This window comes from Streptococcus suis (assembly GCF_902702775.1).
GTDB classification, from domain to species: Bacteria; Bacillota; Bacilli; order Lactobacillales; family Streptococcaceae; genus Streptococcus; species Streptococcus hashimotonensis.
The window spans coordinates 1,993,337-2,014,825 of record NZ_LR738724.1; the positions used below are offsets into that span (position 1 = coordinate 1,993,337).

23 protein-coding genes are annotated in these 21,489 nt (G+C 43.5%); 2 read left to right on the forward strand and 21 right to left on the reverse strand.

Going from position 1 to position 21,489, the window contains the following annotated elements; translation table 11 throughout:
• Positions 1 to 28: 28 nt before the first annotated feature.
• From GPW69_RS09625 to GPW69_RS09655, 7 genes are all read right to left on the reverse strand, one after another.
• Complete coding sequence (locus GPW69_RS09625; RefSeq protein WP_044684010.1) at positions 29 to 1,621, reverse strand: ATP-binding cassette domain-containing protein; 1,593 nt, start codon at positions 1,619 to 1,621, stop codon at positions 29 to 31.
• 33 nt (positions 1,622 to 1,654) lie between these two features.
• Positions 1,655 to 3,232 carry an ATP-binding cassette domain-containing protein gene (locus tag GPW69_RS09630; protein ID WP_074391595.1) on the reverse strand — a complete coding sequence of 526 codons (1,578 nt, stop codon included), beginning with the start codon at positions 3,230 to 3,232 and terminating at the stop codon, positions 1,655 to 1,657.
• A gap of 142 nt (positions 3,233 to 3,374) precedes the next feature.
• Positions 3,375 to 5,819 carry an LTA synthase family protein gene (locus tag GPW69_RS09635; RefSeq protein ID WP_074391594.1) on the reverse strand — a complete coding sequence of 815 codons (2,445 nt, stop codon included), beginning with the start codon at positions 5,817 to 5,819 and terminating at the stop codon, positions 3,375 to 3,377.
• A 12-nt stretch (positions 5,820 to 5,831) separates the two neighbouring features.
• Positions 5,832 to 7,562, reverse strand: a complete 1,731-nt coding sequence (locus GPW69_RS09640; protein ID WP_074391593.1) for a hypothetical protein — start codon at positions 7,560 to 7,562, stop codon at positions 5,832 to 5,834.
• 207 nt (positions 7,563 to 7,769) lie between these two features.
• Positions 7,770 to 8,642: a 16S rRNA (adenine(1518)-N(6)/adenine(1519)-N(6))-dimethyltransferase RsmA gene (gene rsmA, locus GPW69_RS09645; protein ID WP_074391592.1), complete on the reverse strand. Its 873-nt coding sequence runs from the start codon at positions 8,640 to 8,642 to the stop codon at positions 7,770 to 7,772.
• Between the two features lie 115 nt (positions 8,643 to 8,757).
• Positions 8,758 to 9,015: a Txe/YoeB family addiction module toxin gene (locus GPW69_RS09650; RefSeq protein WP_024384464.1), complete on the reverse strand. Its 258-nt coding sequence runs from the start codon at positions 9,013 to 9,015 to the stop codon at positions 8,758 to 8,760.
• A gap of 1 nt (position 9,016) precedes the next feature.
• The gene (locus GPW69_RS09655; RefSeq protein ID WP_044763722.1) at positions 9,017 to 9,277 is read right to left on the reverse strand and encodes a type II toxin-antitoxin system Phd/YefM family antitoxin; all 261 of its coding nucleotides are present in this window, start codon (positions 9,275 to 9,277) and stop codon (positions 9,017 to 9,019) included.
• Positions 9,278 to 9,524: 247 nt separating this feature from the next.
• Between GPW69_RS09655 and GPW69_RS10965 the strand changes: the two genes are divergently transcribed.
• On the forward strand, positions 9,525 to 9,587 hold the full coding sequence (locus tag GPW69_RS10965; RefSeq protein ID WP_220125378.1) for a putative holin-like toxin: 63 nt from the start codon (positions 9,525 to 9,527) through the stop codon (positions 9,585 to 9,587).
• 365 nt (positions 9,588 to 9,952) lie between these two features.
• Here the strand turns inward: GPW69_RS10965 and GPW69_RS09660 are convergent, their stop codons facing one another.
• The 13 genes from GPW69_RS09660 to GPW69_RS09720 form a co-directional block, all read right to left on the reverse strand.
• The gene (locus GPW69_RS09660; protein WP_044763723.1) at positions 9,953 to 10,408 is read right to left on the reverse strand and encodes an 8-oxo-dGTP diphosphatase; all 456 of its coding nucleotides are present in this window, start codon (positions 10,406 to 10,408) and stop codon (positions 9,953 to 9,955) included.
• A 19-nt stretch (positions 10,409 to 10,427) separates the two neighbouring features.
• A complete protein-coding gene (locus tag GPW69_RS09665) occupies positions 10,428 to 10,946 on the reverse strand; it encodes a DUF3916 domain-containing protein (RefSeq protein WP_044763724.1) in 519 nt (172 codons plus the stop codon).
• Positions 10,943 to 11,524 carry a ribonuclease M5 gene (gene rnmV, locus GPW69_RS09670; RefSeq protein WP_044763725.1) on the reverse strand — a complete coding sequence of 194 codons (582 nt, stop codon included), beginning with the start codon at positions 11,522 to 11,524 and terminating at the stop codon, positions 10,943 to 10,945. The genes GPW69_RS09665 and rnmV overlap by 4 nt, the downstream gene beginning before the upstream one ends.
• On the reverse strand, positions 11,508 to 12,290 hold the full coding sequence (locus tag GPW69_RS09675; protein ID WP_074391591.1) for a TatD family hydrolase: 783 nt from the start codon (positions 12,288 to 12,290) through the stop codon (positions 11,508 to 11,510). Before GPW69_RS09675 ends, rnmV begins: the two co-directional genes overlap by 17 nt.
• Positions 12,291 to 12,396: 106 nt before the next feature.
• Positions 12,397 to 12,534 (reverse strand): 50S ribosomal protein L34, encoded by a 138-nt coding sequence (rpmH, locus tag GPW69_RS09680; RefSeq protein WP_002939016.1) that lies wholly within the window; start codon positions 12,532 to 12,534, stop codon positions 12,397 to 12,399.
• 167 nt (positions 12,535 to 12,701) lie between these two features.
• Positions 12,702 to 13,697: an RNA-binding cell elongation regulator Jag/EloR gene (jag, locus tag GPW69_RS09685; protein ID WP_013730624.1), complete on the reverse strand. Its 996-nt coding sequence runs from the start codon at positions 13,695 to 13,697 to the stop codon at positions 12,702 to 12,704.
• 19 nt (positions 13,698 to 13,716) lie between these two features.
• Positions 13,717 to 14,529 carry a YidC/Oxa1 family membrane protein insertase gene (locus tag GPW69_RS09690; protein ID WP_029170980.1) on the reverse strand — a complete coding sequence of 271 codons (813 nt, stop codon included), beginning with the start codon at positions 14,527 to 14,529 and terminating at the stop codon, positions 13,717 to 13,719.
• On the reverse strand, positions 14,513 to 14,872 hold the full coding sequence (gene rnpA / locus GPW69_RS09695) for a ribonuclease P protein component (protein ID WP_004194560.1): 360 nt from the start codon (positions 14,870 to 14,872) through the stop codon (positions 14,513 to 14,515). Before rnpA ends, GPW69_RS09690 begins: the two co-directional genes overlap by 17 nt.
• A 70-nt stretch (positions 14,873 to 14,942) precedes the next feature.
• Complete coding sequence (gene argH / locus GPW69_RS09700; protein ID WP_044679783.1) at positions 14,943 to 16,337, reverse strand: argininosuccinate lyase; 1,395 nt, start codon at positions 16,335 to 16,337, stop codon at positions 14,943 to 14,945.
• Between the two features lie 13 nt (positions 16,338 to 16,350).
• Positions 16,351 to 17,544 carry an argininosuccinate synthase gene (locus tag GPW69_RS09705; protein WP_044679781.1) on the reverse strand — a complete coding sequence of 398 codons (1,194 nt, stop codon included), beginning with the start codon at positions 17,542 to 17,544 and terminating at the stop codon, positions 16,351 to 16,353.
• Positions 17,545 to 17,736: 192 nt separating this feature from the next.
• A complete protein-coding gene (locus tag GPW69_RS09710) occupies positions 17,737 to 18,285 on the reverse strand; it encodes a hypothetical protein (protein ID WP_044669548.1) in 549 nt (182 codons plus the stop codon).
• Between the two features lie 76 nt (positions 18,286 to 18,361).
• Positions 18,362 to 18,889 carry a transcription repressor NadR gene (locus GPW69_RS09715; RefSeq protein WP_044772047.1) on the reverse strand — a complete coding sequence of 176 codons (528 nt, stop codon included), beginning with the start codon at positions 18,887 to 18,889 and terminating at the stop codon, positions 18,362 to 18,364.
• Between the two features lie 105 nt (positions 18,890 to 18,994).
• A complete protein-coding gene (locus tag GPW69_RS09720) occupies positions 18,995 to 19,870 on the reverse strand; it encodes a VOC family protein (RefSeq protein WP_044772046.1) in 876 nt (291 codons plus the stop codon).
• A 120-nt stretch (positions 19,871 to 19,990) separates the two neighbouring features.
• Here GPW69_RS09720 and GPW69_RS09725 point away from each other — a divergent pair, with 120 nt between their 5' ends.
• Positions 19,991 to 20,491: an NUDIX hydrolase gene (locus GPW69_RS09725; RefSeq protein ID WP_044772045.1), complete on the forward strand. Its 501-nt coding sequence runs from the start codon at positions 19,991 to 19,993 to the stop codon at positions 20,489 to 20,491.
• Positions 20,492 to 20,540: 49 nt separating this feature from the next.
• Here GPW69_RS09725 and mmuM read toward each other — a convergent pair whose 3' ends face one another.
• A complete protein-coding gene (gene mmuM / locus GPW69_RS09730; protein WP_044772044.1) occupies positions 20,541 to 21,488 on the reverse strand; it encodes a homocysteine S-methyltransferase in 948 nt (315 codons plus the stop codon).
• Position 21,489: the final 1 nt, after the last annotated feature.

Genomic DNA, 21,489 nt, shown 5'->3' on the forward strand with positions numbered 1-21,489 from the left:
AGTCAAAATTATTGGCTTGGGGTCATTTTTATATCTTCTCGCTCAATTTTCCATCACGCATTTCCAAAACCACATCAAACATGTCTAGGATGGCTGGGTCTGATTGGTGCAAGATGGTAACGATGAGTTTGTCCTCCAGCTGCAAGAGGTTGGTCAAGACCTGCTTGGTCAGGGCAGGGTCTAAATGGGCGGTCGGTTCATCCAAGAGCAAGATGTCCTTGCCACTCATCAGGGCACGGAGCAGACACAGGATATTTTTTTCGCCACCACTCAAGAGACTGGGGTCTGTTGTTGTACGCAAGGTGTCCTGTAAACTCTTTGGCAAGCTCCTTAACAAGCCAAGCATGACATCTCTTCCCTTCTCATAGGTTCCAAAAACAGACACATTGCTTTCAAAATCGGTATGGTAAAGATGCTCAAACTGGCTGAGATAGAAGGCGGTAGCTGCTTCCATTTCATGTGAAACATCGTTTTCCAGATAGGAAACACTTCCCTTGTCCAGAGCTAGTTCTCCTGCCAACACTCGTAGAAAAGTGGATTTTCCGCTGGCTGACGGACCAATGATGGCATACTTTTTCCCCTTGTCAAACCGATAGGAAAAATCGGTGACCGCTAATTCTCCCACATGATAAGCTACATCTTTCACTTCCAAGGCTGTCACATTGGGATAGCTTAGCACTTGCTCAGGCAAGACCTGACCAGCAAGATAGTCTTCTAAATTGGCAACTGTTTCCTTGGTCGAATGGATATAATTGACATCCAAGAGGATGTATTTCATAGGATAGATGAAATTTTCAACATAGCTAAAAGTCGCAATGGCTGCACCGATGGTCAGCTCTTTTTGTAGCAAGAGGTAGCCGACCAAGCCAAAAGCTGTTAATTGCACCAAAAACATGGAAAATCCATTGACGACATTAGCCAGGGTCTTGAATTGCCCAAAGCGAAAACGGGCCTGTTCACTTTCTACTACTGACCGATGGTGGACACGACTGATGGAGCCGAAGGTTTCGGTATTAACGCGATTCTTAGCAGAAAAGAGGTCTGTCACCACCTGAAAATAACTTTCCAAACTCTGTAAAAATGCCCGCTGCCGCTGAGAAAGAGGACCGGAAATCCACTTGGGAATGAAGACCGCCAAGGCAGACGACAGAATAATCCCAACCGCAACCAGGGGATGAACAAAGAGAAAGAGGGAAACCGCATAGATGAGCATGCTCAAACTAGAGCGGATAATGTCCATGAGAGGACTCAGATAACTCTCCTCAATGGTTTCCAAATCGTTGTCAAAAATGGACAGATAGGCAGAGACATTCTTCTCTGAAAATTTGGATAAAGGCTGAGATAACAAGCTGTTTGCTAGGCCTTTTTTAGCATTGACATAGAAGCCCTGAGACACCTTCCACTCATAAACTTGGGAAATGTACTGAAAGACTGAATTGGCAATGATGGTCAAAGCATAGGCCAACAAGAGCCAGACAAGCCCTGACCAGCCCATCTGAAAAATATGGTCAAAAAGATACTTATTTAACTCCGGCAAAACGACATTGGTCAAACTATATAAGATATGGAAAACCAACTGAATGGCAATAACAAATCGCAATTGATAGATGATTTTTTTCATAACTCCCCCTAGATAGGAACATTCTGACAAAAATTAATTACTCTCCCCAATCTGTACCACCCCATCATAACGAGAAAGGACCTCATCGGACACACGGTGGGAAATATGAATGAGCGTCTTATCTGCTAGTGAGGTAAGGTAGGCTTCAATTACTGTATAGGTTTCCTGATCCAAGGCAGACAGACTTTCATCCAGCAACAAGACCTCCTTATCTTGTAGCAAGGCACGAATCAAGAGCAGGCGTTGCTTTTGTCCGCCAGACAGTCCACTATCGTCACTGATTTCCTCGCTCAAAGAAGCATAACTTGGAAAACGACTGTCAAGATTCATGGTCTTAATGAGAAACATCAGCCTATCTTCTGAAACAACCTGTCCCATGGTCAAGTTGTAAAGTACAGTATCATGGAAAAGGGCTCCCTCTTGTGGCAGATAGGCAATCTTGTCTTGAATGGCTTGGTAGGACAAGTCTGCAAGAGAGGTTTTATCAAAGTAAATATCCCCTGCTTGCAGTTGGCTATTCTTGGTCAAAATAAGAGCCAAAGAAGATTTGCCAGAACCACTTTCCCCAAGAATCAGGTACTTCTTGCCACGCTCAAACGCTACTGTCAGGTCTTCAAAGACCTGCTTCTCACCGATGGCATAACTAGCCTTGACCAGTTGCATGCTCTGGAAAGCTGAAGCTAGTTCCTGTCCCTTCGCTTCTTGCCCCAAAGTAGATAGCTCAAACTCTTGCTTCAATTCCTTAACGGCATGCCTGTCCAAAAAGGCTGCCGCAATGCTATTAATAGGATCCACCAACTGCTCTGAAATGGTCAGAATAGCTGTCAAGCCACCGATGGTCAAGGCTCCAGAAAAGACTTGAAAACCACCGATAAAGATAATCGAAAGAGTGGTCAGATAAAAGACGAAACCGACTAAGAGCCGCATGGTTACTGTCGTTCGATTGGCCTGATTGACCTTATCATTGACTGCTTGATAGCGATCGTTCAGCCCATCTAAAACTTGCTGTCTTTGGCGGCTATTTTTCACTTGCAAATAACTCAGAAAGACATCTGAAACCCTTGTATTATAGACCTGCTGACTGTCCGAAATCGCCTCCTGATTGAGCCTTCTCCGCTTTTTAAACAAATAGGGAATCACAACTGGCAAGAATGAAATCAGAATCAAGAAAATAGCGGTCAGACCATCCAAGCTAAGAAGGGCCAAACTGGCAATACCAAAGGTACAAGCACCTTGAAAAATAGTAAAGAAAGCGTCGTAATAATCTTCTTTCACCGTCTCCAAATCATTATTGAGCTGGGAAATATAGGCTCCCGCCCCCTGCTCAACAAACTGCCTAAAAGGTAAATTAAAAATTTTCCCAATAAAGGTCGCCTGCAATTGGAAACCTACTTGATTGAGATAGCTGACATTGGCAATCTGACGAATGTATTCAAAGACCAGCATGACAAGGACAGTTAGCCCCATCAGCACAAAACAAGACACAAAGGCCTGTCTATCTCCAGCCGCAATAGCATCAATAATATAGCGATATTGGTACAGAAAGCCAACATTGAGCAGGGCTACTGTAAAAATACAAGATAAGGTTAGCCAAAAATTCCTCTTTTTCATTTCTTCTCCACCATTTGATAGATTTCTAAGTAAAACAATAAAAAATCTGTATTAAACAAAGTTATTATACCACAACTCGCCATGTTTGTGTCCTTTTTCACATAAAGAAGAAACCAAGCCAGCTATCTGACTTGGTCTATTTTTATTCTGTCGTTTCAGTCGCTACTTTGAAAAAATCTTTGTATTTCAAAAGGTAGCCTTTTCCTGTGGATAGGTCATATTGGACCAGTTTGAGTTCTTCTGCAACTTTCGCATCCCGCTCAGCCTGCCCTACACGGTCCTTATGAAGCACTTCTGTCAGGAGAGCATAGTAAGGACTGACCTTGTTATTGGTCGTCTCCAGCATAAGAGCATTCATGTCGCTAGAATTGACCAAATCATAATGGTAGTCTTCTGTTTCAAAATTACTCCACACGAAATAATCTGTCTTGTACTGCGCGCTTGGGTCCGTCACGAAAGCAGACTCTGGATACAAACCTGGTAGGTGGTCCCCGTAAAAAACAACTGTCACTTTCTTATCCAAGGTCTTAAGCTGGTCTAGAAAATCCCTTGTTGCCTGATCCGTAAAGGATAGGAGGCGAACATAGCTGGTCAAGTTTTCATTTTCCTCAGCCGTGAAGCCCTCACCCGAAGCTGTTATACCTGCAGGCTCTAGAGAATTCCACTGAACATGGTTCTGCATGGTAATAGCAGAGACAAATGTATTTGTTCCTGAACGTACCTGATCCAAAATCAAGTCATAGGTCTTCTTGTCACTGACAAAATTCCCCTGATAATCCTCAGCCGTCACAGTAAGAGGATACTTGGCACTATTGAGCGTGTAGAATTGCTCAATCCCCAGCTGCTTATAGATAGAATTTCGGTTGTAACTGGTATCGTAGTAAGGATGGATAGCGATACGATTATCTGCCGGATAGAGGTCACTGATACTTGGCAACTTCTTCATATTAGGCGCCACATCCAGATAGACTGAAGAAATGGATGAGCTGTAATTGTAGAAGGGCAGACCACTGTAGACCTGAAACTCGATATTAGCCGTACCACCACCATAGTGGTCACTCTTCATCAAGCCACTGGTAGTCTGGCTCATGATGTACTCAATATTTGGAAGGACATTTTGACTAAGGGTCACGCCTGGAATTCGACGCGGGTCAGCCAAACTCTCACTAAGAATGTAGATTACCGTCTGGTCAGTCAATTGACCTGTCCGTTCTGCATTGATTTCCTCAGCCAAGGCGGTGTACTTCTTCACAATAGCCTTCATGGTCTTCTCAGAGTAATTCTCAGGCATTTCCATACTGGTCTTGCTGAGTTGCTGCAACCAGAGGAATGAAAGAGTGCGATAACGAGCTACAAAAGCATATCCCTTCCAGTCCACGTTACGCCAGTTATTAACCTGAGAAAGAATAGGAATCCAACCAACAATCTTGTGGTCTTTTTCATTGCGAATTGCCCAGCCCATTCCCAAAATTAGGGATACGATGACTGAAATTCCTGCCAGCCGTTTCCAGATAGAAGCGACGATCCTCCCTTGGAAGTACTTTTTGTGAATACGTCGGTAGATAAACACAAGGAGGACTATAAAGACGAGCGATACCAAGACAACACGTAGACTGATGAAACTGAGAATCATCCCCATATTCCCAATCCATTTGAAATCATTGGGCGTCATTGGCTCTGAACGGTAGCGGAATTTGAGAAAATTGGCCGTAACCAAAATGACGTTTAGACTAGCAATCACGGCAACAGATAAGATTTGACGGTTGATAACTAGGCTAATGATGACATTGAGGAAAAAGAGGCAGGCAATTTGGAAGACAATGGCTCCTGGAAAGAGGTGGCGTGTGAAATAAGAACCCGTTCCCCCAGCCATAGAAGCCTGATAACCAATATGCGACAAGGTAGCCAGTGCCAAACTGATAAAGAGCATGCTGTGGACATTCGTCCGATTGGCCTTAAACTCTACAAATGCCTTATGAAGATAGCGAAGAAAAATGTAGGTCCCTATAAAATGAATAGGTGCAAACAAGGGAGTCTGGCTGAAAAACTCTATGTAAGAACCTTTCTCAACCAAACTCTCATAATGGCTATCTTTCCAATAAGATATAGCTAGTGGACTGAGAGAAAGCAAGCTGGTCAAGAGCAAATAGCTATCCGGCACCAAATGACTGGCTGACCACTTACTTAATTTTTCTCTGATTCCTGCATTCTTCCGCCACAAAAATGCCAACAATACTGGAAGAAGCAACATCAATAGAAGTTCAAACTGAAAGAGATTATTACGGAAAATATTCCAGGGTTGATACTTCTTGGCATTGAGCCGATAAACCAGGTTGACAAGATATAGAAAACCTAGAAAATAACCGACATACTTGGCAAAGGTTTTGGTCTTTACAAACTTCTCATATTTATCAAGCAAGGCCAATACATAAAAGGTAAAAATAGAATAGGCAAGCAGGGGCAGAGGAATAAACCAGAGCGGAAAAGATACACCGCTTAACAAAAGGGCCCGCCCCATCGCCAGCAAAACGGTCATAATCATAACCAGAATAAATTGCTTGCTTGCCTTGGGATTGATTTGTTTCATAACATTTCTCTCTTAGGAAAGATTTGATTTTCGATAGGCAAAAATATAGTAAATCAACCAGAGTAGCCATCCAGTCAAACTGATAAAGATAACTGGCGATAACCACCACTGTTGCTTGTAGGATAGGACAAGGGTATTCTGCCCTGTTTGGCTGGTAACCGTTGGTACACCAATTGTGGAAAGCTCCATTCCTTCTCTATCCAAGACCTGATCATTCAAAACGAGCTGACTATCTTGGTAGACAATAATTGGCACAGCTGTTTCTTCTGCTTCCGACGCCGTCCAAGTCACCACCAGCTGATCACCATCAACTTCTTTGGTAAAGTCTTGATTTGGTAAAATCACTTGGTCACGATAGGTAAAATAGGTATTATCCGACTCTTCATTGGTGATGTGACCTGTGCTATCTGACAAGTCTGGTACATAGTCTGGCGTTGATTTCTGAGCAATGTGGATAAATTCGCCCAAGTCTTTAGAATGGAAAGAAGCCCGTAACTCTTCCGTTGTACCGTACAGAGTCGTATGAATTCTTTTTTGCAGGAAGGTATCGCTATAGTAATGCCCATTGATTTCCTTAAAACTCTGATTCCAGAGGAAACCAACCGAAATAAGCAAGGAGGCAAGAGCCACACCTGAAAAGATTTTCTGCAGTTTGTCGGACAAGCCAGACACCTGGACTCCTACGACTGCCAGTAAAAGAGCATTGGCGTAGAGGAAAAAGCGGAAGGGAAATTGAATCAATTCGACGAGTGTAATTCCTTTCCCAGCAAACAACTGCCAAGGGAAGAGGTTGGTTGACAAAATCAAAAACACTGCGTAGGTCAGAGCAAGACCACCCAAAACCAGCGATTGTTTCTTCCAATTTTTCACCAAGAAATAGAGATAGATTCCAAAGAAAATTGGCAAGGGATAGGGATAGTATAGAAAGGCTGTTTTGAGCCATGTTACGGTATTGAGGACAAATTTCTTGTTAACAAATGGTGGCACCAAGGTGTTGGTCGCGTTGATATAGACAAGTGGCAACCAGATGTTGATGGTCAGAAGCAAGAAAATGCACACCGAAAGGGCTACTTGTCCAATAATCTTCATTTTTTGGTCTGATTTCCACCAACCAATCAGGAAGAGAACACCATAGGCAATGACCAAGAACAAGGTTGATAGCATATGAACCTGCAACATGAGCCCTACCGCTCCTGCCATGAGGAATATCGGTACTTTTTTGGTCTGTAGGAAACGAACCGCAGGAATCAAACAAAGTGGAAAAAGGGCCACACCCCAGCTGGTAAATCCTTGAGTTGCCCACCAATACTGGATGGAGTAGGTCGTTACAAAGAAGAGGGACAAGAGGATGGAATGAGCATATTTGACCTTGACCTCACGCATGAGGAGATAGAGGGAAGTCGCACTCAGAGTGCCCAAAAGAAGGTTGGACAAAATCTGATAGCGGAACCAGGTCCCACTTAAAAGAACTAGCGCTCCTTGTAGATAGGCAAAATAAGGCCCGTAGAGAGCATTGACAATCCGTCCTGACTGTTGATAGCCATACAAACTGATAATATAGGAGAAATTCCCCTCCTTCATCTGCATAGCCGCATCATAGAAACGATTGTAGTGGAAAATCAAGTCCGCACCTGTCACCATGCCCTTGGTCAGCAAGTGAGGAACCAATAATAATAAAGAAAAGCCCACAAATAGGCCAATGGCAACTAGATGGGGATGCTTTTTTAACATGTTTTTAAACATAAGGATACCTTCATAAAAAAAGAGGGAAACCCTCTCTTGTTTTTGTAAATATTCTGCCAATTTGCAGACAATATTTTTCAAAAGTTAGTTACATTTCAGTATAGCAAGCTTTCTCCCCACTGTCAACGAACAAGGCAAGTAGAAAACTACTATAATTCTAAATAAACTAAATATTGATTGCAGATTTCTCCACAATCAAATATTTTTTTATAAGCCTACTTCCTGAAGGCTGTCAGACAAACGCGCGAAGTCAGCCATAGAAAGTGCTTCTCCACGGACACTGGCTTCCAGCTCTGCCATGCCAAGTGCCTGCGTCAGCTTGTCCTTGACTTCTTCGGACTTACCGAAATGGTTGGTCAGGTTGTTCCACAGGGTCTTGCGGCGATGCACAAAGCTGGCCTTGGACACCCGGAAGAAGAAATCTTCATCCTTGACGCTCACCAGAGGTTGCTCGCGGCGGACCATTTTGAGAATGGCGGAGTCCACGTTGGGTGTGGGCACAAAGACGGTGCGAGGCACGATGAAAGCCACCTTGGCAGTCATGTAGTACTGGACCGCAATGGACAGGCTGCCGTAAGCTTTGGTGTTTGGCTCGGCAGAAATGCGGTCGGCAACCTCCCGTTGCATCATGACCACGAACTCGCTGAAGGGAATCTTGCTCTCAATCAGGTGCATGAGGATAGGAGTTGTGATGTAGTAAGGCAGGTTGGCCACGACCTTGATGGGCAGGTCAGGATTCTTGAAATTCTGAATCTGGGTCTGCAGGTCGGTTTTCAGGATGTCTTGGTTGACCACGGTCACATTGTCAAAGCGGCCCAAGGTGTCCGCCAAAATCGGAATCAGGCGGTCGTCAATCTCAAAGGCCATGACCTCAGCAGCATTTTCTGCCAAAAACTCGGTCAAGGCCCCGATTCCAGGACCAATCTCGATGACATTGACATTCTGGTCAATCTCTGCCGTGTCCACAATCTTCTGTAAAATATTGGTATCGGTCAAAAAGTTCTGACCGAAGGATTTCTTAAAGGTAAACCCGTGGCGTTCAAGGACGGCCCGAGTAACGTTTTTGTCTGCGATTCTCATGTGTGTTCTTTCTTGTTTTTTTATTTCTAAGCAAGCTTCAGATAGACAGCGAGGTAACAAAATCAATTTTTGTCAGTTTGATTATCTGCATCTTTTATCTCAGTTTCTTCTACTCTCACCCATAATGGTCCTTTAGCGACAGGATGCACAACCGATCAGCCTCCACCATATAAATCAACCGATTCTCCGCATCAATCCTCCTTGACCAAGCACCTTGATAATCATACTTCAAAGGTTCTGGTTTGGCAATGCCTTCAAAAGGATGTCGCTGCATATCCTTGATAATTTTATTGATTCTCTTCAGTGTTTTCTTATCCTGACCTTGCCAATAAAGATAGTCTTCCCAAGCATCCTCTGTAAAATGGATTCCCATGCTAGTCGGCCTCTATCAGGTTTCGTTCTTGGGTTTGCCCTGCTTTGACTTGAGCCATACCACGCAAAACTTTTTGAGACAGATAGGTGTTCCGAGCAACAGTGAGGGTTTCTTGTAAACTATCCCACTCGCTCTTTGAGAGTACAACAATATCTTCCTCTGGATTTTTATTAACCACGACCAAAGGCTCAAACTCATCATTGACCTTTTTCATATAGTCCTTTAAGTGATTTCGAAAATGGGAATATACAATAGCTTCCATAAGCAATACCTCTCATCATTTCTAGGCTTACTATAGCATAGAAAAAAAGAGTTGTCAAACTTATTGTACAACTCTTTAGCGATTCTTATGTGTGTTTCTCATTTTTTTGCCTTTTATTTTAAAAAGGCGGAACAAAATGCTTGTTGTTTTCCGAATTAATCTAGTGTAGGGAAGTTCCGAAGGCGGGACGGAAATCTGATGCAGGAGGTGAGACCATGGCACAACTCCTTAGAAAAGGTGACCGTCAATGTCCGTTTACGAAGCGATTGATCTAATGATAAACTTCGGCATTTTTTACTGGCTATTTTAAGAACCTGTATTCACAAGTGAAGTACTTTTATATAAGAGATAGTTTTTAGTTAATCAAGGCAGTTTTTTGAGGGAATACGACTGTATTTTGAAAAAAACTAACGATGAGTAGCTGAAAACTAGCCTTAGGTGGAAGTGCTGAACTGTGAATATAGGTTCTAATATTTCAACGAAAAAAATAAACAGTAAAACCGCACTTCCAACTTTGACCGGTCTGTAAGTAGCGGTTTTTCTGTTATCTGCAAATCCGTCCCGTCTTTAAAACGGTCCTATTGGTCCTCAAGTGAAAACTTGAGGACCTTTCTATTTATATTCTAGGATTTTTAAGTAAAATTGTCAAGTCTATCGGCAGTTTGCTTCTACATCCTACTTGTTATCAATCTTCCACTCGCCGTCTTCAAACCAGTAATAATTCTCCGTCAGTTGTGGTTGTTCAAAGATTTCCAACATAAATTCAAAACCGTCTGCCAGCGGAATATTCTTCAGCTCCGCACGATTAATCCAGAAGACCTCGCCCTCATCTGAAGATTGAATAGAACCTGCAAAATGGCTGGTTTTGTAGCAAAATACCAGATAGCGATAGTGGTCAATAGGGTCCGTCCAGTTTTGAATGCCACAGAGTTCGAGATTGGATACTGCCAAACCTGTTTCTTCTTTGACCTCACGAATGACGGAGGAAACAATTGACTCATTTGGCTCGACATGGCCACCAGGGAATGTAATTCCAGGCCATTTTTTTGACTTCCTATCCTGGACCAATACCTGCTGCCCGTCTGTAATCATGCACATATTGGTTAGGATGACGTGCTCTGTCCTACTCATACTCCCTCACTTCAATAATTTATTCGTTATACCTTTCACCTATCCAACTAGGAAACTCTCCTAAAAAAATTGCTTCTCCTTGGAGGAACGTTCCATCATCAGCCTGCAATTCATCTGCAGCGATGCATTTATCTACCGATGTCAGCCACCGATTTCTTGTATTTATAAGAATAGACTGATCCAGATTTCGATGCCATCTTGGATTCTTAAAAAATCGTTCATAGTAATCTTGGTCATAAAACACAATCAACTGCGAACTCCACAACTCTGGTAGGCACAAAATTGATACGACCTTACAAAAGCGGAGCTCTTCTGGTTTGCCAGCTATAAACCGCTCCGTCAACATCTCCCACCCCTGACAAAACTGTCTTTTGATTGCTGGTCTAGTTTTCGTTGATTGTATGAATGGGCTACTTGGCACATGGAAATGATCGTATAGAGCATCTTCCGAGCACATCGACCAAGAAATATAACTCATAGCTTTCAATAGATTCTGAAGCTTACGATGTTGACCCCGCTCTTTTTTCAACCGCTTCATTTCTTACTCCCTTCAACGAAAGTCTCCATTGCCTCCTCAACTTCCGCCAGACCAATCCCAAACAGCTCCAAGCGTTTAAGCAGTTGCTTGCCGTTGCAATAGCCGATGCGGAGCTTTTCTCCCAGATACTCCCTCCGCTTGCGACTGTCTCCGCCCATAAGCAAGCCTAGGCGCATCAGATCTGACTTAGTGATGTCAAAGTTATTTTCATCATCGTAGTAACCACGCACGCCTGCGAGGGCTTTTTCCAAGTCCTCAAAGCTGGCGTGCTCAATACCCAAGGACCGCCCTTTTGTTTTTGACTGGGGCCGAGCCTCGTCCCGCTGTAAGAAGGCGTGTTTGACCGTGGGAATGGCTTGCATAATCATCTTCCGAATCCGCTCCCCATTGTAGTCTGGGTCAGTAAAGACAATGACGCCACGCAGGTCATGGAGTTTCTCGATGCGTTCCAAGTCATCGTCTGATATGGCAGAGCCTCTGGTTTCGTAGGTATCCACCTCGTAAAATCGTTTTAGGTTTGCTGTATCGTCTTTTCCCTCAACAACGAGGACTTCCTGTATCTTAATTTTCTGAGTCAATTCTGAACAAGCTCCTTGCATTCTCGTAGGTCGCTTTCGCCACTTCTTCGACCGACTGGTTGCGAAGCTGGGCCAGCATATCCACCACATATCTGGTGTAGCCGGTGCGATTTTCCCGACCACGCTTAGGAACTGGGGCCAGGTAGGGCGCATCTGTTTCGACTAGGATTTTTTCTAGGGGCAATGCTTGCGCCGCTTCCTGAAGTTCGACGGCTTTCTTGAAGGTCACCACTCCCGAGAAGGAGATGTGCATACCCAAGTCCATGAAGGCCTGAGCCTCCTCCAGCGTACCAGAGAAGGAATGCATGATGCCTCCACGCGGACCGACGCCGACTTCCTTGATGATCTGGTAAGTATCTTCCAAAGCATCGCGAGTATGAACCACAAAGGGCAAATCCAACTGCTTGGCCAACTCCATCTGTCGCTTGAAAACACGAGCCTGGGTTTCCTTGTCCGCTGTCATCCAGTAGTAGTCCAGCCCAATCTCCCCCAGGGCAATGACCTTGGGATGTTTGAGTGCCTCAAGCAAGTAGCTTTCTACTTCCTCATCATAGGTGCCAGCCTCTGTCGGATGCCAGCCCAGTGTCAGATAAATTTCAGGATGCTGGTCAGCCAGTTCCATAGCCTTGTCAATGGTTGCTCGGTCAAAACCGACCACATTGTGGAGGGTGACCCCCATTTCCTTGGCAAAGTCTAATTCTTCTTGGACCCGACCGTCAAACTGCTCTACGTTGAGGTGGGTGTGGGTGTCAAAAATTTGTATCATCGTTCCATCACTTTCTTTCCTACTATTGTAACATATTTCAGAAGATTCTTATGAGAAGAAAAAAACCAGCAGACTCGAGTTTCTGCTGGCTTCTCTTTTCATCTTCTTATGCTACTGTAAGAACTTTACGTCCCTTACGGCGACGAGCAGCTAACACGCGACGGCCGTTTTTAGTTGCCATACGGCTACGGAAACCGTGTTTACGCGCGCGACGGATTTTACTTGGTTGAAAAGTACGTTTCACGATGAATACCTCCTCTTAGATTCTTGTATTCGTTTAGCCGGCTAGTTTTGATCAGTTACTAAACATACTAAACTATTTTATATAAATTCTGTTCGTTTGTCAAGCTATTCTACCATACTTTTAGGAAAGAATCAGAAAATCATTGAAAAAAGAGGACTAGCCTCTTTTTAATCATGATTCCCTTCAATATCTACAACGACATATCGGTTCGGCTCGCTACCTTCTGAATAGCTTGTCAAACCGTCCATTTTAGAGATAATGCGGTGGATAATTTTACGTTCGCTACTTGACATCGGATCTGTATGGTAGGCTTCCTGCTCTGCCAAAACACGTTCTGCCAATTTTTGTGCGTAGCCTTGAAGAACCTCTGCGCGGTGTTCTACATAATCATTCACATTGATTGTAATATAGAAATTACGCTCATAACGGTTGTATAAGAAGTTCTGAGCCAAAAGTTGCAAAGCCTTTAAGACTTTTCCGTGATAACCGATAACACGACCTGGTTCATTGGTATCCACTTGAATATTGATTGTACGGCGATTATGACTTGTATCAATACGCGCCTCAACATCCATATCATCCAGAATTTCTTGTACATAAGCTGTCACTTCTGAAACAACTTGTTCAATATCATACTGAGGCTCAATCTTAATATCTAAATCAGCAAAATTATCTGCTTGATTTTCTGAGACGACTTCTTGATTTACGTCTTCCTTAGCAGATGTTGTTGCATCTGTAGTAGTTAGTAAATCTTCTGAAAGAATTTCAATCCGACCTGTTTCTTCCAAAATCGTTGTCGCTTCTTTTTCATTTTTCAAGATCTGCGCTTTAATATCATCATCAAGCGTTTGACCAGACTTTTCAAATTCTTTCACCGCTGCAACAACTTTTCCTAGGTCAATCGTAGCCTCTGAAACGCTTTTTACTGGTTCATTGAGGTCATTAATTTCACTTGGAACGCCACGAACTGCTTTCTGATTAGCCTTAACAACCGTTGTTTCATTGATGACATCAATATCCACAATCGCTGGCTTTTTACCGAAACCAAGGAAACCTTTCTTCTCACGCGCAACCACAGTAATATGTGCTTTTTTTCGAGGAATATTCAGCTCTACCAAGCCATTCTGGATGGCCTCTTCAACACTTGCTCCTGTAAATTTCATCTTCTCTCTCCTAGTTTTCCTATTTCTTTTTCTGTGCTTTTTTCTGTGCCCGTCGGATTTTTGCCTGACGTTCTTTTTCCGCAGCAATTTTCGCTTGACGCTCTGCTATTATTTTAAACGGATTATTGAACACCAAGGTTTGAGCAACCTGATAGGCATTTGACACCGTCCAATACAAAGCCACCCCACTAGCAGCTGCCACAGCAAAGAAAAAGATTATCACGGGCATGACATAGGTCATAATTGTCATAGCCATATTCTTCTCAATTGCTGATTTATTGGTCAACCATGAGCTAAGGAATGTAAACACTGCAGCCAGAATCGGCAAAATAAAGAACGGATCCGGCTCCCCAAGATTTAACCAAAGGAAGTGACCTACTTTCAAGGCTTCAACACGTGTCAGAGCTTGAAAGAGGGCCAAAAGGATTGGCATTTGAATAAAGAGCGGAATCATGGACGCCCTCATGCTGACACCATTCTCTTTGTAGAGAGCTTGCGTTGCTTCATAGAGCTGCTGGCGACTTTCCATATCCGTTCCTGGATACTCCGCTTGCAACTTTTTCAGCTGAGGTTGAAGCTCCTGCATCTTCCGTGAGGAATTCATCTGTATTTGGAACAAAGGCAACAGAAGGGTTCGAATTAAAATGGTAAAAAGTATAATACCGATTCCAATTTGACCGTTGATAGATAGGAACTGAATAATGCTGGCAAACCAGTAAATTAATCTATCCCACGCATCTGTAGATTGACTGGTCACTGGCCCTGTTCCGCAGGCTGTTAAAACAATTAGAGATACTACCAGTAGACCTGCCCATTTAACTTTCTTTTTCAATCACAACACCTTCCTGGTATAGTTTAGCTAGTTTCAAAACATGGATGAGGTTTTGCTTCATTTCTTGATAGGACAATTCCTCTACACCTTTTCGAGCAATGATAACAAAGTCATCTGCTACCAGTTGATGTTGGCATTCAATTAAGATGTGACGAATCCTGCGCTTAATCTTATTTCGCATGACAGCGTTTCCCAATTTTTTGCTGACAGATAAACCTACTCGGAAATGCTTCTGCTCTTTAGGTAATCGGTAGACAACAAACCTCCGATTGGCGACATTGTTTCCTTTTGTAAAAATGTCATTAAAATCTCGTTCACGCTTGACACGATAGCTTTTTTTCAAACTGCCACTCCATCTTTCAAAATTACTTCTATTATACCACAAAATTCAAAAAAGCCAATAAACATACCGTTTATAGGCTTTTTGCGTTCTGAATTTCCTCTTTGGCACTTTTCAACTGGTCTGTAATCGATTCAAAACCTGTCCCGCCAAGGGAATTTCTGCGACTGACAGCAACTTTGGAGGACAAGGCATCATAAATATCTGCTTGAATAAGAGGCGAAATAGCCTGATAGGTCTCAAACGATACATCCTGGAGATAGTGTCCTGCCTTGCTACATTCCAAGACCAGTTTTCCAACAATCTCATGCGCTTGGCGGAAGGGCATACCCTTGTTTGCTAGATAGTCTGCCAATTCAGTCGCATTGGAAAAGTCCTTCTCTGTCGATTGAGCCATCCTTTCCTTATGGACCGTCATCGATTGCAACATCCCTGCCAAAATATCGATAGATACTAAAATCGTTTCTGCCGTGTCAAACATGCCTTCCTTGTCTTCCTGCAAGTCCTTGTTATAGGTTAAAGGCAGGGATTTCATGACCGTCAGTAGACCAACTAAGTTCCCATAAACTCTACCTGTTTTCCCCCGAATCAGCTCAGCCATATCTGGATTTTTCTTCTGAGGCATGATGGAAGAACCTGTTGAAAAGGTATCGGATAGGGTGACAAATTGGTATTCATGTGAACACCAGTTAATGATTTCTTCACACAAACGCGACATGTGCATCATGAGGATACTGGCATTTGACAGAAATTCCAGGATAAAATCACGGTCAGACACAGCATCAAGAGAATTACTATAAGGCTTGGCAAATCCCATCAAATCAGAGGTCATCTGACGGTCAATCGGAAAGGTCGTCCCTGCCAAGGCCGCCGCACCAAGTGGGGATAGATCTGTATGCTGCATGTTGAATGTAAAACGGTCACTGTCTCGGCTGAACATGTTGTAATAGGCCAACAAGTGCTGAGCAAAACTGATAGGCTGGGCATGTTGCAAGTGGGTATAGCCGGGCATGATAGTTTCCACATGTTCCTGTGCAAGATCTACTAAAATCTGACGTAGGTTGGTCAATTTGTCTACCACTTGAAAGAGGGTATCCTTCAGATAAAGGTGCATATCGGTCGCTACTTGATCGTTACGAGAACGAGCTGTGTGGAGTTTACCTGCAACTGGACCAATTTTCTCCGTCAATAGACTTTCAATATTCATGTGAATGTCTTCGTTTCGAATATCAAACACCAACTTGCCAGCCTCATAGTCTGCTAACAATTCTTCCAGACCAGTTTGAATAGCCTGGGCTTCTTCAAGCTTGATAATCCCTGTGGCTCCAAGCATCTTGACATGGGCTAAAGACCCCTGAATATCATACTTGGCCAATTTTTGGTCAAAGCGAATGGAGGCTCCGAATTCTTCAACCCATTCCTCAAGACTGGCTTCAAAGCGACCTCCCCATAATTTCTTTGCTTCCATAAGCTCCTACTTTCTAGCTCTTTTTATGAATTTCCGCATTGACCTTGGTTGGTAATCCCCAAAGCTTGATGAAACCAACTGCTGCATCTTGGTCAAAAGTATCTGCACTGGTATAGGTTGCCAAATATTCATTATAAAGGGAATTTGGAGATTTCCGAGCAACTACTTTGGCTGATCCCTTATACAATTTCACTTTTGCGGTGCCATTAACAACTGCCTGGGTCTGAGCAAGATAGGCCTTCAAGGCATCTGTTGCAGGATTGAACCACAAACCATTGTAAATCAAGTTAGAGAGTTCATTTGAAACAATCGGTTTGAAATGCGATACTTCCCGTACCAAGGTCAAATCTTCAATTTCCTTGTGGGCTGTCAGAAGGGTAATAGCACCTGGACACTCATAAATTTCACGTGACTTGATTCCGACTAAACGATTTTCCACGTGGTCAATCCGTCCCACACCATGCTTACCAGCAATGACATTGAGTTTTTGAATGAGATTAGCCAGACTTAACTCTTCACCATTCACAGCAACGGGAATCCCTGCTTTAAACTCAATATCGACATACTCAGGAGTATCTGGTGCATTTTCTGGAGAAGTAGTGATGCCAAAAGCATCTTCTGGCGCTTCATTCCATGGATTTTCTAAAACTCCGCACTCATTGGCACGACCCCAAAGGTTTTGGTCAACTGAGTAAGGACTGTCCAGGTCAGCAGGGACTGGTACACCATTTTCCTTGGCGAAGATAATTTCCTCTTCACGCGCCCACTTCCATTCACGGACAGGAGCCACGACTTTCAAGCTTGGATCCAGGGCTGCAATGGCTACCTCAAACCGCACCTGGTCATTGCCCTTACCAGTACAGCCGTGAGCGATAGTGGTTGCTCCTGTCTTATGAGCCATTTCCACCAACTTTTTAGAAATCAAAGGACGGCTGAGAGCCGATACCAGCGGATATTTTTGCTCATAGTAGGCATGGGCTTGTAGGGCTGGTAGGACATATTCTTGGGCGAATTCTTCTTTTACATCCAATACATGGGACTCAATAGCACCGATTGATAAGGCCTTATCATGAATAAAGTCGAGGTCCTTACCCTCTCCAACATCCATACAAACCGCAATGACATCATAGTCTTTCTTCAACCAAGCAATTGCAACTGAAGTATCCAGGCCACCTGAATAAGCTAAGATTAATTTTTCTTTTGTCATAAACTTTCTCATTTCTATATATATTAGCAAATAAAACTTAGTGACTATTATAGTGTATATTTATACTTTTTGCAACATATTTATGCAAATTTTCTTAAAAAATGAATAAATATCGTACATTTCCAGAAAAATTTCCAAAAAAAGCTAGAGAATATTCTCCAGCTTCTAAAATATATTCCTCATCATAACTGATTATGGTTGATAAATTTTCCGTTCTTTTAACATTTTCCAGAAATAATAAGCTAAACTAAAATCAAGCAATCCATGAATAGCCGAACCAACACCCACCAAGCCAAGCATCGTTATCCAGTAGGTAGCAGAAGTTTGTTCCCCCGACGTAAGTACCATCACCACAATATATTCTCCTAGACCATGCAGGAGATTAAGCCCGATTCCTAATAGTAAAAAGCGCTTAGAATCCATAAGAATCGGAAATCGCTTGACCAAGACCGCACCTAAGGTAAGGAAGAACAGATGCGTAAGCGCCCGAAATACAATAACGATTGGAAAACCAGCGAGGAAAAATCCCAAACTAGAACCTAAAGCAACAAAAATAGCAGTAGCTGGTGAAATAAACATGGCTATAAACAAAGGAATGTGACTAGCAAGTGTATAGGATGCTGGGCCAATAATGATTTTAATCGGCATCATTAAAGGTATTAAAATGGCAAATGCGGTTAAAATTGCACTAATTGATAGCTGCTTAACTGAATTTTTAGATGATAGTGTTAATTGGGACATTAGGCACCTCTCTTTCTATTGGTTTGATTATAAAACAAAACCTTACAGGTGTCAAGACACCTGTAAGGTTTAAGGTTTATTGATTTTCTAGTAAAATACCTGCATGTTTTAAAGCTACTGAAAGTTCATTATAGGCTTGCACAGATGGGAAAGAGACTGTATGTGTATGAACTCCTTCTGTTAAATTACTCAGTAACACACCTTGGTATTGACCCAAGGCATCCAAAAAATGATCCCTATCTTCTAAACTTGCAATATTCAGCTTGCCGGATAATAAGCCGTAAATGGGATGCTCAATTTCAACATCTAATATTTGAGCTCCACCCTCTAGCAAGATTGTCAACTCTCTTTCTACCTCTTCTGGACCATGTTGACAAGCTATCTTTCGAATGTAGGCTCCTTCAGTAGATGGCAAAGAAGATTGGAGCAAGTACCCTCTCGGAGTTGCCAAGACAGCTTCTCCCTCCGCACGAAGCAAGGCTACATCTCCAACAATTACTTGCCGACTCACTCCAAATTCTTTCGCCAGATAATTAGCTGCAAGGGGATCGAGGCTTTCTCGTAAAAGGGATAGGATTTTCTTACGTCGTTCTGTTGCTTTCATACACATTCCTTTCGTACACTTTTTTCCATTATATCAAAATTCCTGTAAATCAACCTTTCCTCAACCAAAAAACGGAAACTGCAGAACAGTCTCCGTTATCATCTGCTAGTTTAGCAATGCTTGAATAGCCGCAATGTCCAAACGCTTCATGGTCATCACAGCCGCGTTGACTGCCTTGACCTTTTCTGGACTTGCCATATCGTATGCCTCCATCAAAATCCGCGGCACAATTTGCCAGGAAATCCCAAACTGATCCTTGGCCCAACCGCAAATCTCCGCTTCTAGAACTGCCGATACCTTCTCATACCAGCTCTCCGCTTCTTCCTGACTATCTACATAAACCATGAAGGAGAAGGCTTCGTTGAAAGAGGCCTCACCGCCATAGCCGTGGTCCATAGCGATGATTTTTTGATCTCCGATTAAAAGCTCCGCATAATTCAACTTGGCAGCAGCCACCGCAGCCTCACCTTCGCCATAGTAAGACAAGCGACCAAGACGAGCTTGAGGCAGCTTATCCTTGTAATAATCTAGCATAGGTTGGGCTAAACCAACCTGGTCCTGGGAGAAGAGCAGGCAGATGTCAAAGCTATAGGGCTTGTCCAAGTCCGGTGCATAGGACAGTTGCCAAGACAGACCAAAGCGGTCTTCCAGCCAGACATAGTAAGGACTGAAGGGATATTCTGCCAATGGCATAAGCACACGACCACCGTCTGACAGGGCTTCGTAGAGGCGAGTCACATCCGCCTTGTCAGCCACCGACACCATGAGGGACATGGACTCATTGAGCTTGAAATAAGGCCCCGCGCTAATCGCCGCCAGGGTCATGTCCCCCAGTTGGAATTGGACCAAGTCAGAGTCGCCAGAAGGCGTATCTGTAATGGTATAGGTCCAGTCAATCTTGCCGCCGAAAAGGTCCACATAGAACTCTACAGCTTCTTTTGCCTCTGTATTGTACCAGAGATGTGGGATTATGGTTTGCATTGATTTCTCCTTTGAGTTAGTAGCCCCAGTATAACATTTGTCCGTACAAAAACAAAACACGTTGCTTTACACTTATAGATATGCTATACTGAATAACTACAAAATTGACAGGAGAATGAAATGGAAACTTGGAACGCCTACACAGCCGACGGTCACTTGACCGACCACACCCTCATACGCGGAGAAGCCATTCCCGATGGTCTCTACCACCTAGTCGTCGAGTGCATCGTCCGCCACCGTGACGGCAGCACCCTCTTCATGAAACGCGACAGCACCAAGCCCTCCTACCCTGACTATTATGAAGCGACAGCAGGAGGCTCGGCTTTATTTGGGGAAATAGCAGAGCAGGCCATTTTACGCGAAGTCCGCGAAGAGACAGGCATTGAACTGACAGCGACCCAACTCCGCCACCATACACACTTTGTTGCCCATGACGACCAGTGTATCTTCCACTGCTACTGGGCTGAAACCGACTGGGACAAATCTGCCATCCAACTCCAAGCCGACGAAACCAGCCACTACATCTGGGTCCCACAGGAAAAACTGAAAGATTTCTTGGAAAATGAACAGGTTATCCCAAGACAGAAAGACTATGTGGAGAGGTTGTTTTTAGAAAACTAAGTCCGAATAAGAAACAAATCCCCACCGTCACAGGACAGCGGGGATTCATTTATTTCAATCCTGCGACAAGACTTTCAATATCAGCTGGTCGGGTTCGGCAACAACCTCCAACCACTTTAGCTCCTAGCTTATGCCAAGCAAGAGTATTGTCCAAAAGGCTGTGGCTATGGTCAGCTTCTTCTTTCCAGGTTTGAGTGGCTCCATCATAGACCTCACCCGAATTTGGATAGGTGACAAATGGTTTATCCGTTTTCTCTCTCAACTGACTGAGAAAGGCTGGGTAAAGAGACGGTGCTGTACAGTTAAGACCAACTGCTAAAACCTGCTCGCTGCTGTTAATCAGCTCTGCTATTTTCTCAATTGATGTTCCGTCAGAAATCGACTGACCGTCCTGCGAGGTGAAGCTGATATAGGCTTCGAAATTTGGGAAATCATCTGCCAGCAACTCTACCAAAGCTTGTGTTTCAAGAAAATTTGGAATGGTCTCCAAGGCCAAGAGTTCTGCCCCCTGTTCTAAGAGGAGCTCCATCCGACGACGGTGAAAGTCCTTCAACTCCACTAAACCGATGTTGCCATAATCACCTGTGTACTCCGAACCATTGGCTAGATAAGCCGCATAAGGACCAACGTCACCTGAAATAAGGGGATAGGTTCGTTGTCCTTTTTCAGCCTCCGACAAGTCAGCCCAAACCTCGTCTCGAGCCTCCTTAGCCAAATCAACTGTCAGACGAATCAACTTTTCAGCCTCAGCCTGTGACAAACCAGCTTCCGCCAAACCTTCAAAAGTCGCCTGATAGGTTGATGTCGTGACCAAATCTGCTCCAGCACAAATATAATCCTTGTGAATATCCTTGATATACTGAGGATTTTCCAAAAGATATTTGGCAGACCAAAGCTTACCTGATACATCATGACCGCGAAATTCCAATTCCGTTCCCAGAGCACCATGTAAAATGACAAACTCTTGATTTTCTAATAGTTCCTTAAAACGACCCATA

Excerpts from the sequence above, each read along its gene's own strand:
- GPW69_RS09625 (WP_044684010.1), bottom strand. The coding sequence starts at position 1,621 with ATGAAAAAAATCATCTATCAATTGCGATTTGTTATTGCCATTCAGTTG.
- GPW69_RS09630 (WP_074391595.1), bottom strand. The coding sequence starts at position 3,232 with ATGAAAAAGAGGAATTTTTGGCTAACCTTATCTTGTATTTTTACAGTA.
- GPW69_RS09635 (WP_074391594.1), bottom strand. The coding sequence starts at position 5,819 with ATGAAACAAATCAATCCCAAGGCAAGCAAGCAATTTATTCTGGTTATG.
- GPW69_RS09640 (WP_074391593.1), bottom strand. The coding sequence starts at position 7,562 with ATGTTTAAAAACATGTTAAAAAAGCATCCCCATCTAGTTGCCATTGGC.
- rsmA (WP_074391592.1), bottom strand. The coding sequence starts at position 8,642 with ATGAGAATCGCAGACAAAAACGTTACTCGGGCCGTCCTTGAACGCCAC.
- GPW69_RS09650 (WP_024384464.1), bottom strand. The coding sequence starts at position 9,015 with ATGGGAATCCATTTTACAGAGGATGCTTGGGAAGACTATCTTTATTGG.
- GPW69_RS09655 (WP_044763722.1), bottom strand. The coding sequence starts at position 9,277 with ATGGAAGCTATTGTATATTCCCATTTTCGAAATCACTTAAAGGACTAT.
- GPW69_RS09660 (WP_044763723.1), bottom strand. The coding sequence starts at position 10,408 with ATGAGTAGGACAGAGCACGTCATCCTAACCAATATGTGCATGATTACA.
- GPW69_RS09665 (WP_044763724.1), bottom strand. The coding sequence starts at position 10,946 with ATGAAGCGGTTGAAAAAAGAGCGGGGTCAACATCGTAAGCTTCAGAAT.
- GPW69_RS09675 (WP_074391591.1), bottom strand. The coding sequence starts at position 12,290 with ATGATACAAATTTTTGACACCCACACCCACCTCAACGTAGAGCAGTTT.
- jag (WP_013730624.1), bottom strand. The coding sequence starts at position 13,697 with ATGAAATTTACAGGAGCAAGTGTTGAAGAGGCCATCCAGAATGGCTTG.
- argH (WP_044679783.1), bottom strand. The coding sequence starts at position 16,337 with ATGGAAGCAAAGAAATTATGGGGAGGTCGCTTTGAAGCCAGTCTTGAG.
- GPW69_RS09705 (WP_044679781.1), bottom strand. The coding sequence starts at position 17,544 with ATGACAAAAGAAAAATTAATCTTAGCTTATTCAGGTGGCCTGGATACT.
- GPW69_RS09710 (WP_044669548.1), bottom strand. The coding sequence starts at position 18,285 with ATGTCCCAATTAACACTATCATCTAAAAATTCAGTTAAGCAGCTATCA.
- GPW69_RS09715 (WP_044772047.1), bottom strand. The coding sequence starts at position 18,889 with ATGAAAGCAACAGAACGACGTAAGAAAATCCTATCCCTTTTACGAGAA.
- GPW69_RS09720 (WP_044772046.1), bottom strand. The coding sequence starts at position 19,870 with ATGCAAACCATAATCCCACATCTCTGGTACAATACAGAGGCAAAAGAA.
- GPW69_RS09725 (WP_044772045.1), top strand. The coding sequence starts at position 19,991 with ATGGAAACTTGGAACGCCTACACAGCCGACGGTCACTTGACCGACCAC.
- mmuM (WP_044772044.1), bottom strand. The coding sequence starts at position 21,488 with ATGGGTCGTTTTAAGGAACTATTAGAAAATCAAGAGTTTGTCATTTTA.